This is a genomic window from Microvirga arvi (assembly GCF_016892765.1).
In the GTDB taxonomy this organism is placed as follows: Bacteria; Pseudomonadota; Alphaproteobacteria; order Rhizobiales; family Beijerinckiaceae; genus Microvirga; species Microvirga arvi.
In genome coordinates this window covers 1-8145 of record NZ_JAFEMD010000114.1, presented here as the reverse complement: position 1 = coordinate 8145, position 8145 = coordinate 1, and the positions used below count along the sequence as shown (strand labels likewise).

The window sequence follows — 8145 nt, the reverse complement described above, 5'->3', positions numbered from 1 at the left end:
AGCCGCGCCGCCCGCACTGGCGGACAGGCCGTCACTGCACTAACATTCCAACCGGACCACTCCATGGGGGCGGGTCAATGAGCAGACCAGGGCGCTACTTCCGAGAAGTGCCAGGAACAGACCTTTGAGATCGAGCAGATGACCCTCATCCGATTAGCGGAGCCACTGGAACGCTCAACTTCCATCAATGATTTCCTTCCGCGGCCTATCCAGCCTCAGCCAAAATGCAACATAAAACAGAGTTCATCGAGGCCAGCCCGTCCCTCCACTGCGGAAACACAGTTAAGGTTTGCCCTCTGTCACGTGCGGATCTTGGCAGGCTATGGGCCGATAAACTACCCCCTCGGCGCGTCACCCCTTATTACACAAATTTTCTTGGAACATCGTTGTCTTTAGTTGAAGTAAGATGATGGCAAATACTTGCCGCTGCTCCTTATAATCACTTGACCTTACCCCTAAATACTGGAGGTGCAGGCCATTTGGCTGCGTGATACGGACGGTCAGGCCCTCTGGGCGGACCCTTCGCATGCCCCTCCTTCAGTGAGGTCATGCTATGCGTACATATGATTTTGCTCCCCTCTATCGTTCAACCATCGGCTTCGACCGGATGTTGTCCATGCTTGACCAACCCGGCGGCGTGGAAAGCTCAGCACCGAGCTATCCGCCCTACAACATCGAGCGCATAGGTGAGAATGCCTATCGCATCTCGGTCGCAGTAGCCGGCTTCTCGCAGGCCGATCTCTCGATTGAGGCAAAGGAGAACAGGCTGACGATCCGCGGCGCGAGGCAGCCCAAGGAGGAAACCTCCGAAGTGCTCTACCTGGGCATCGCGGCACGGGCCTTTGAGCGTAGCTTCCAACTCGCTGACCATGTTGCGGTCGAGGGTGCGAGCCTGGACAACGGGCTTCTCCACGTCGAGCTCGTGCGGGAGCTTCCAGAGGCGATGAAGCCTCGGGCAATCCCAATCACAAGCCCAAGCACGCTCCTGGAGGCCACACCGGCTCAGATCGCGGCCTGAGATGCTGCCCGGTTGAATGTGGAGAGTGCCCGGGAAAAACCCGGGCGCTTTGGCCTTGTACGACGCTGGTCTTCTTCAGTGTGGTTTGACGGTCGCCGCAGCCTTATCCCCCAGATCGCCAAACTTCATGAGAACTTGTGCGACGATCGCTTACCACCGGCTGTACCGGCGGCAGGCAGTTTGCACGACATGCCGCTGCTGATCAGCTCTGGAAGGTCTGTGATCAGGACGTTTGCAAGGCGCCGCCGTTCTGATCCCTGGTGCAGCACTGGCTCGAAAGAACTCGGAAGCGTAAGCCTGGTCTCAACTGACAAAGGAAAATTTTGATGCTCCAGAACATTCACAGCATCCTGATCGGGGTGACGGAAGAAGGGGATGCGGAGGAGCGATCCTCGGCCCTCGCCTATGGCCTCTCGCTGGCCAAAGAGGCAGGTGCCCACGTCACCGTTCAGGCCGCCTCGTTGAAGCTTACACTGACGCATGCTTTCATCAGCAACATCGCCGAAGAACTCGTGGCCGCCGAGAACCGCCGGCTCGATGCTTTGGCTCACGCCGCCGCGGATGCATCGCGGCAGGTCGCAGCAGCCTCAGGCCTCGCCTGCACGGCACAGGCCCCGCAGTTGGCCTATCCGGACTTGGTGAAGAGCTTCACCGCCCTGGCACGAGCCCACGACCTGACGGTTTTGGACGCCGAGCCGATTTCCCTGGCCGTCGACCGCGGGCTGATCGAGGCGGTCCTCACCGACAGCGGCCGCCCGCTCATCGTGGTGCCCCAAGGCCACGAGGTCTTCGCTGGAGACAGGATCCTCGTGGCGTGGGATGGCAGCGCCAAGGCGGCACGGGCGCTCAATGATGTCCTGCCCCTTCTCCGGGAGGCCTCCCACGTCGAACTGGTCAGCGTCACGGGAGAAAAGGATCTGGCGCCGGCTGTCTCTGGTGCTGACCTTGCCCCGCATCTCACCCGCCACGGCATCAAGGTCGGCGAGCTGACCCTGCCCGCCCTGGATGGTGACGTCGCCGAGACATTGCGCCATCATGCTGGCCTGATCCGGGCCGACATGATCGTGATGGGAGCCTATGTGCATTCGCGCCTGCGCCAGATGATGCTCGGTGGCACGACGCGGTCGCTGCTGAAGAACTGCCCGGTGCCCCTGTTCCTCTCGTACTGAACGAAAGAGGGCACCGCGTTTGGGGGCTTCACTCCTCAACGAGGGAGGCCTGCATGTACAAGAACATTCTGATTGCGACCGACGGCTCATCCTTGTCAGCCCGTGCCGTCGAGCATGGAACCAACCTGGCAAAGGCTGTAGGAGCGACGGTCCTGCTGCTCACTGTGGCTGAGCGCTTCCATGTCTTCGCGCTTGAGGCTGACCAACTCGGGGATACGCCGGCCTCGTTCAGAGAGCATATGCAGAAGCACGCCGAGCGCACCCTGGCGGAAGCCTCGGAGATCGCGCGCAAACTTGGTGTCGATGCCACAACCCTTCACATGGAAGACGCCGCGCCCTACCAGGCGATTATCCGCACGGCGGAAGGCCAGCGCTGCGATCTGATCGTGATGGCGTCGCACGGACGCAGCGGGGTCTCGGCCCTTTTCCTCGGGAGCGAGACCATGAAGGTGCTCTCCCACTCGAAGGTTCCGGTCCTCGTGGTGCGCTGAGTGAACTCAGGCTCTAGCCCTGAACGGAATCCAGATGGACGCGCAGGTCGTTGATCTGGGCCGGATCGAGCTTGAACTAGGGCATGGTGGGGTGGCCCGTTGTGATGCCTTCTGCCAAGTCCTCTACAGGATAGCGATTGTGCACCGCCCGGAAGAGCGGCACCTGCAATGGGTTTTCTGAGAAGCATGTGTGGGACAACCTTCAGCTCGTGCGCAGGATCACACGAAAAAAGTTGAGGTAGAATTGTCTATACATAGTAAAAACTCCTGAAGGCCGCATTCTAAACGTAAAGTTCTGCGACCGTGCTCAAGAGGAAATAAACAACAATTAAGTACAAGCTGTTTCCGATTTGGCTCGCAAGGCTGGGATTATGCGTACTTGTATTTATCAAAGCTAGGATTACCCCTATGGCTTTCGCTAATAATACAAACAATCAGGCGAATGATCACGCTAAATTTGCGGGTGAACACATTCGCGACAGCGCAGAGAAGGCGCAAGACGCCATGCGGTCTGGGTTGAACTCTGCCTCTGAGAACACCCGGCGCTTCACCGATCAGGTCACTCAGGCTTATGGCATCACGGGCGAGGGCCGCGAGGAGCTCACCCGTCAGGGGGCCCAGAGCCTTGAGATGATGACGCAGGCCAGCACCATGCTGACGCGTGGAGTGCATGACCTCTCGCGCGAGTGGTTCAGCCTTACGCAGGAGCGCTTGCAGAAGAACGTCGAGGATTTTGGTGTGCTGGCACGCTGCCAGTCCCTCCCGGACGTCATGGCAGCCCAGAGCACCATCATGCGGCACAATCTTGAGCAGACCATTGAGGGCACCCGCCGGATCGCCGAGGTTGCCACACGGGTGGCGAACGAGGCCGGCCTGACACTCAAGGCTGAGACGAAGAGGGCCAGCCGCGCTGCCTGATGCGTTGCGGCACCTCGTGCTGAGAAAACCAGAAGAGGGCCGAGGCAACACCTCGGCTCTCGTCCTATGGTTGATCATGCTCTTGCGAACTTCATTGGCATGGCTCGGGAGGAGCACTTGCCTCAGCAGGGCGGGGCCTTACGGTTACATCGAAGGCCGTGTTCGTTCATTGAGGATGCGGCTCTTGGAAGAGACACGGATTTTCCGGCACCCACATCCTTCCAGGGAGGACTGATGATCAAAGTCGCAATCACTGTTGGGTTGTTGGCCCTCGCCATCCCAGCAACAGCACAGGAGGCCCCGCCATCGACCTGGCGCGACCCGGATACCCGGTGCGTGTATCTCAAGGTGGGAGATGCCCTGAGCCTGCGCTACCGTCGTGACGGCACACCAGACTGCGCGAGCGTTCAGCAGGACAGCACTGACGCATCGATCACCCGCGGTGACCTGCGGGAAGCGACGCAACAAATTGTGCGCTCGATCGAGGACTTGCGCCGGGATATCGGCGCCGTCCGGCGGGAAATGGAACGTACCCACAACGAGCTGGAAAACATCCGCCGCGAAACGAGGCGGTCGCCAGCACAGTAGTATGGCCCATACCTCTTAGAACTGACCTGTACCGGGAGAGATACGCCTTTCATCGACATGCCCCGCTTCTCGTAGCTTTCGCCCAGCTGCGAGAGGCGTTGATGAGCAGCCCCCCGAGCGACCGCGCCCTCAGACCTCAGTTGGGCGGTTTGATGCTGTCGTCTCCGTAACCCCGCCTTCCGTTGAGCTGTGGTCGTGGTTGCGCAGAGGGAACTGGGGCCGGCGTCAACGCACGCCAAATCTCACGCATGATCGATTTTGCCAAAGTGAGAATGTTCTGTGCCATGTCACGCTCGCTTTCCTTTTTGAAACCAACGGCTCCAGATTTGCCGTGCGCCTTCGGCAATTTGGTGCAGGTTCTTGACTGGTCTGGAGGCCAACCGGAAGTGGAGACTCAACGGTCACGGGCGCGGGCGCCCAGGTCCCCGCGGAGTTCGTGCTCATGCACGATCCGGTCATACGACTGAACCGCGCTTCTGATCGCGTATTGCGGCTCACGTTGTGGATCATCGAGCCTGACGATCTCATAGCCGCCCTTCTAGGTCTCGGGCTGACCATCCTCCGCGTAAGAGATGGCTTGTCCCACGACAAAGAGGTGCTCCCCTGAGGCGAGCATTAATTGGTTCTCTTCTGGGTGCTCCGCCACTCTTGGCGGAGCGCGGCGGGGTACGTCGCCTGTTGGCTTCCCCGGAGTAGAAGTAGGTACGTATGAGACCGGCTCCGCGGCTGCTACCGGCGCTGTCCAGTCAAGCAGCGTACGGCCGCCATCGTCCATCAGACGCAGAGCATCGGTCCGGGTTGGCCAGCGTCTCATTCCGGCAAGGCTCCGGACTAATGCCAAGGCTGCGGCACCGTCAGCGGCCACGATGGGCAGGGTTCCAATAACCTCGGGAACACCACGTCGAAACCTTTTGAACTGGACCAGAAATCTCATGGCAGCCTCCTCAATGCGGAGCGTCTCAAGGGACGCTTTAGGCTCTGGGCAACCCAAGTCGTGTCACCTGGTCAGCAATAACCTGATCCCGCAGGCCGGAAGCTTGCATCGATCTGTTGAAAGATGTGGGTATGCGCAATCTAAATAAATAGGCCCCAAATCAAATATAAAACAGAGTTAAAATCTTAGACTGTGTTATGGTGAACTTTAAGGAAACAAGGCGTTTCCTTCATCATCCCTAGGAAATCATCATGAAAACCCCAGAATGGCTGAAGCCTGGCCTCTACGGTGCCGCCTGTGGTGCTGTCGCGCTTGCCGCTATCGGGTTTTCCTGGGGCGGTTGGGTCACCGGCGGCACAGCTCGAACAATGGCCGCCGATCAATCGAAAGCCGAGATCGTCACGGCTTTATCCCTGATCTGCGTTGATCAATCCAAGCGCGACCCACAGCTTGCCGAGCGTGTTGCTGCCATCAAGACGGCCTCGTCCTGGAATAGGGGCGACCTTGTCCTGAAGAATGGGTGGGCGACCATGCCCGGCAGCGCGGAAGGCAATAGCCAGGTTGCCAAAGATTGCGCCGACAAGATCGCCGCTTAGGAGCACCCCATGCGCACGACCCGAGAGACACTGACCTTCGACCACCCGTTCTCACTGATGGCCGTGGACAAGGTACAACCTGCCGGCACATACGCGGTCGACATCGACGAGGAACTGATTGAGGGGCTGTCGTTTCTCGCCTACCGGCGCGTTGCGACCACCATCTACCTCCCCTTGGTCCAAGGGAACCACGGCTCGGTGCAGGCGGTCAGGGTCGATCCTCTGGAACTGGCGGCAGCCCACCAGGAAACGCCGGCCGCCTGAGGCCCCGATCAACCGCTCTTGCGGAGAACCGCATCGGCTACGGGACTCTCGGATGGAACGAGCACCCACACGCCAACGGGCTTGTGCTGGCTTCATGCAAATGGCTTAAGCCGGCTGCTGCACGGCGGGGCTCACCCTAAAGACGGAGGCTACGATGTTTGGCTTTAGAGGCGGCGAAAGCGATGAGACCGTCACCCGCAAGACAGGTTACCGCATCGATGCAAAGCGGCAGTGGAGAGGCCTCACCACCTTGGATCTGTCAGAGATCAAGAACGAGGAGCAGTTAATCGAAGTGGTAAAGGTCCGCTGTAGCCTGCCCGATGACAAGGCCAGGGCCGACGTTCAAAGCTGGATGTCGGGCAAGCAGTTCTAACCTCGTCACCCGATTTGAATCGGTGGGCGAGGCTTATGGCCCGAGGAGATCAGTCAATGACAACCGAATTCTACGTCGTCCGACATCATGGCGCCTGGCGCATCCGGGTGAACGGCAAACACCACGGGGAATATGGCTCGCGTGTCTCGGCCATCAATGCCGCCGTGACGGAGGCCCAGTCTGCCGGGCCAGGAGCCAAGGTCTTCAGCACAGGAATTATCAGTCAGTTCAGCGCCGAGTGGCCATCGAAGGACGGCGCCAACTCACTCCCGCTATAATCATCGCCCGATGGGATCTTACAGGAGACACCAATGAGTGAGCGGATCGGTCGCCTTTGTGACGAGCTGCGGATCAAGCTTCACGGCATGGACCGTCGCCTCGAAGTGCTCAAATCGAATGGCATGGCCACCTTTGACCAGTCTCAGGATGTCCTTGAAAGCAAACTCGACCGGGTTGAGCAGCGTATCTATGACAACCGCGTGACCGTTGAAGCAGCCAATGTCAGGGTTAAGACGTGGCTCGCGGAGAAAAAGGCCGGCTCTGCTATGGGCCACCCTCTTTGGACCGAACGGCACAAAATTCACCTCATGGGGGTTCGTGCCGATGACGCTGAAACATACGCCATTGCCGTCTTTGAGCTTGCGGCTGCGGCGGCGGATGAAGCCACACTGGCAGTCCTGCAGGCACTTCTGGCGCGAAACGATGCTGATGGTGCAGTTCTGTGCGAGACGGAGCCTCACTAATGTTTATTATTGAGTTCTTTCGCGTGCGTGGAACAGACGAAGCTCATGCGATCCTGGATCGGGTTGAACATGACGCAACGGATTTGGAGGACGCGAAAGTGAGAGCTCTGTCCCTCTTCGAGACCTTGGACATGCCGCAGAAGCCGGATGCCGTACGGATCCTGGACCACAATGGCGATGAGGTGTTTATCTGGAGCCCAGAGCGCCCCAGTGCCTGAATCCGGAACTGCCGCTCCTCGCAGGTTGTTCGCCCGCATTGAGGCTCCCAGGAGAATAGTTATGGCCAATGTTCATTACAGGATCGTCGAGCACGAAGGCGGATGGGCCTACAAAGCCGGGGATGTCTTCTCAGAACGCTACGCCTCCCATGAGGAAGCACGCGAGGCAGCCGAGCGCGCTGCCGCCGAACAGAGGCTGCCGGGCGTGACTGAAGACATCGAGTACCAGGACGAAGCAGGTGACTGGCACGAAGAAGTCTCTCTGGGGGCGGATCGGCCGGAGACGGACGTCACAGGATGAGTGGTCAGGCACGACTCGAAGGGCAGGACCTTGAGCAATGGTTTTGACCTGCTGAGTCCCGGCCTAGAATAGTCTCTTACTGCTTGATGTGACTTAAGCCGGTGCGCTATTTGCCACGGTGTTCATCCTTAGGCTACCCTCTCCCTTGCTATAAGGGAGATGCATTTGCGTCGGCTCGTTGTCATCTCCAATCGCGTGGCGATCCCGGACGCTACCGGAAAAGCCGCTGCAGGAGGTCTGGCCGTGGCCCTGCACGAGGCTTTCCAAGCTTATAAGGGGCTGTGGTTCGGCTGGAGCGGCAAGGTTTCAGCCCATCCGGCAGCCCAGCCCAAGATCATCGACAAGGGACAGGTGCAGTACGCCGTCATGGACCTGACGTCGCTCGATCGGCAGGAGTACTATAACGGCTTCGCCAACCGGGCGCTCTGGCCCATCATGCACTATCGGATCGGTTTGCCTGCGCGTTCGACGCGATCGTGATCACGGGTTCCAGATAATCGTGATCATCCATTCCAGGGCAGCGTGATCATGG

The 8145-nt window shown here is 59.2% G+C and carries 11 protein-coding genes and 1 pseudogene; all 12 read left to right on the top strand.

Going from position 1 to position 8145, the window contains the following annotated elements; all coding sequences use genetic code 11:
- The first annotated feature begins 553 nt into the window (after nucleotides 1-553).
- Nucleotides 554-1018, top strand: a complete 465-nt coding sequence (locus tag ILT44_RS29220) for an Hsp20 family protein (RefSeq protein ID WP_204243122.1) — start codon at nucleotides 554-556, stop codon at nucleotides 1016-1018.
- A gap of 326 nt (nucleotides 1019-1344) precedes the next feature.
- The gene (locus ILT44_RS29215) at nucleotides 1345-2187 is read left to right on the top strand and encodes a universal stress protein (protein WP_204243121.1); all 843 of its coding nucleotides are present in this window, start codon (nucleotides 1345-1347) and stop codon (nucleotides 2185-2187) included.
- Between the two features lie 53 nt (nucleotides 2188-2240).
- Nucleotides 2241-2678 (top strand): universal stress protein, encoded by a 438-nt coding sequence (locus tag ILT44_RS29210; protein WP_204243120.1) that lies wholly within the window; start codon nucleotides 2241-2243, stop codon nucleotides 2676-2678.
- 516 nt (nucleotides 2679-3194) lie between these two features.
- Nucleotides 3195-3596, top strand: coding sequence for a phasin family protein (locus ILT44_RS29205; protein ID WP_204243119.1), 402 nt, complete (start codon nucleotides 3195-3197; stop codon nucleotides 3594-3596).
- Between the two features lie 234 nt (nucleotides 3597-3830).
- Nucleotides 3831-4184, top strand: a complete 354-nt coding sequence (locus tag ILT44_RS29200) for a hypothetical protein (RefSeq protein ID WP_204243118.1) — start codon at nucleotides 3831-3833, stop codon at nucleotides 4182-4184.
- Nucleotides 4185-5369: 1185 nt separating this feature from the next.
- Nucleotides 5370-5714, top strand: a complete 345-nt coding sequence (locus tag ILT44_RS29195) for a hypothetical protein (protein ID WP_204243117.1) — start codon at nucleotides 5370-5372, stop codon at nucleotides 5712-5714.
- A gap of 9 nt (nucleotides 5715-5723) precedes the next feature.
- Nucleotides 5724-5978, top strand: coding sequence for a hypothetical protein (locus ILT44_RS29190; RefSeq protein WP_204243116.1), 255 nt, complete (start codon nucleotides 5724-5726; stop codon nucleotides 5976-5978).
- 154 nt (nucleotides 5979-6132) lie between these two features.
- Nucleotides 6133-6351, top strand: a complete 219-nt coding sequence (locus tag ILT44_RS29185) for a hypothetical protein (protein ID WP_204243115.1) — start codon at nucleotides 6133-6135, stop codon at nucleotides 6349-6351.
- A gap of 56 nt (nucleotides 6352-6407) precedes the next feature.
- Entirely contained in the window at nucleotides 6408-6629 is a 222-nt protein-coding gene (locus tag ILT44_RS29180) for a hypothetical protein (RefSeq protein WP_204243114.1), read from the top strand.
- A gap of 33 nt (nucleotides 6630-6662) precedes the next feature.
- Nucleotides 6663-7094, top strand: coding sequence for a hypothetical protein (locus ILT44_RS29175; RefSeq protein ID WP_204243113.1), 432 nt, complete (start codon nucleotides 6663-6665; stop codon nucleotides 7092-7094).
- Between the two features lie 279 nt (nucleotides 7095-7373).
- The gene (locus ILT44_RS29170; protein WP_204243112.1) at nucleotides 7374-7613 is read left to right on the top strand and encodes a DUF2188 domain-containing protein; all 240 of its coding nucleotides are present in this window, start codon (nucleotides 7374-7376) and stop codon (nucleotides 7611-7613) included.
- A gap of 165 nt (nucleotides 7614-7778) precedes the next feature.
- A pseudogene (locus ILT44_RS29165) lies at nucleotides 7779-8081 on the top strand (trehalose-6-phosphate synthase); the annotation flags it as partial.
- Between the last annotated feature and the right edge of the window lie 64 nt (nucleotides 8082-8145).

Bases quoted from the DNA above. Each gene is read 5' to 3' on its own strand.
- ILT44_RS29210 (WP_204243120.1), top strand. From the start codon at position 2,241: ATGTACAAGAACATTCTGATTGCGACCGACGGCTCATCCTTGTCAGCC.
- ILT44_RS29180 (WP_204243114.1), top strand. From the start codon at position 6,408: ATGACAACCGAATTCTACGTCGTCCGACATCATGGCGCCTGGCGCATC.
- ILT44_RS29170 (WP_204243112.1), top strand. From the start codon at position 7,374: ATGGCCAATGTTCATTACAGGATCGTCGAGCACGAAGGCGGATGGGCC.
- ILT44_RS29190 (WP_204243116.1), top strand. From the start codon at position 5,724: ATGCGCACGACCCGAGAGACACTGACCTTCGACCACCCGTTCTCACTG.
- ILT44_RS29215 (WP_204243121.1), top strand. From the start codon at position 1,345: ATGCTCCAGAACATTCACAGCATCCTGATCGGGGTGACGGAAGAAGGG.
- ILT44_RS29195 (WP_204243117.1), top strand. From the start codon at position 5,370: ATGAAAACCCCAGAATGGCTGAAGCCTGGCCTCTACGGTGCCGCCTGT.
- ILT44_RS29220 (WP_204243122.1), top strand. From the start codon at position 554: ATGCGTACATATGATTTTGCTCCCCTCTATCGTTCAACCATCGGCTTC.
- ILT44_RS29175 (WP_204243113.1), top strand. From the start codon at position 6,663: ATGAGTGAGCGGATCGGTCGCCTTTGTGACGAGCTGCGGATCAAGCTT.
- ILT44_RS29185 (WP_204243115.1), top strand. From the start codon at position 6,133: ATGTTTGGCTTTAGAGGCGGCGAAAGCGATGAGACCGTCACCCGCAAG.
- ILT44_RS29200 (WP_204243118.1), top strand. From the start codon at position 3,831: ATGATCAAAGTCGCAATCACTGTTGGGTTGTTGGCCCTCGCCATCCCA.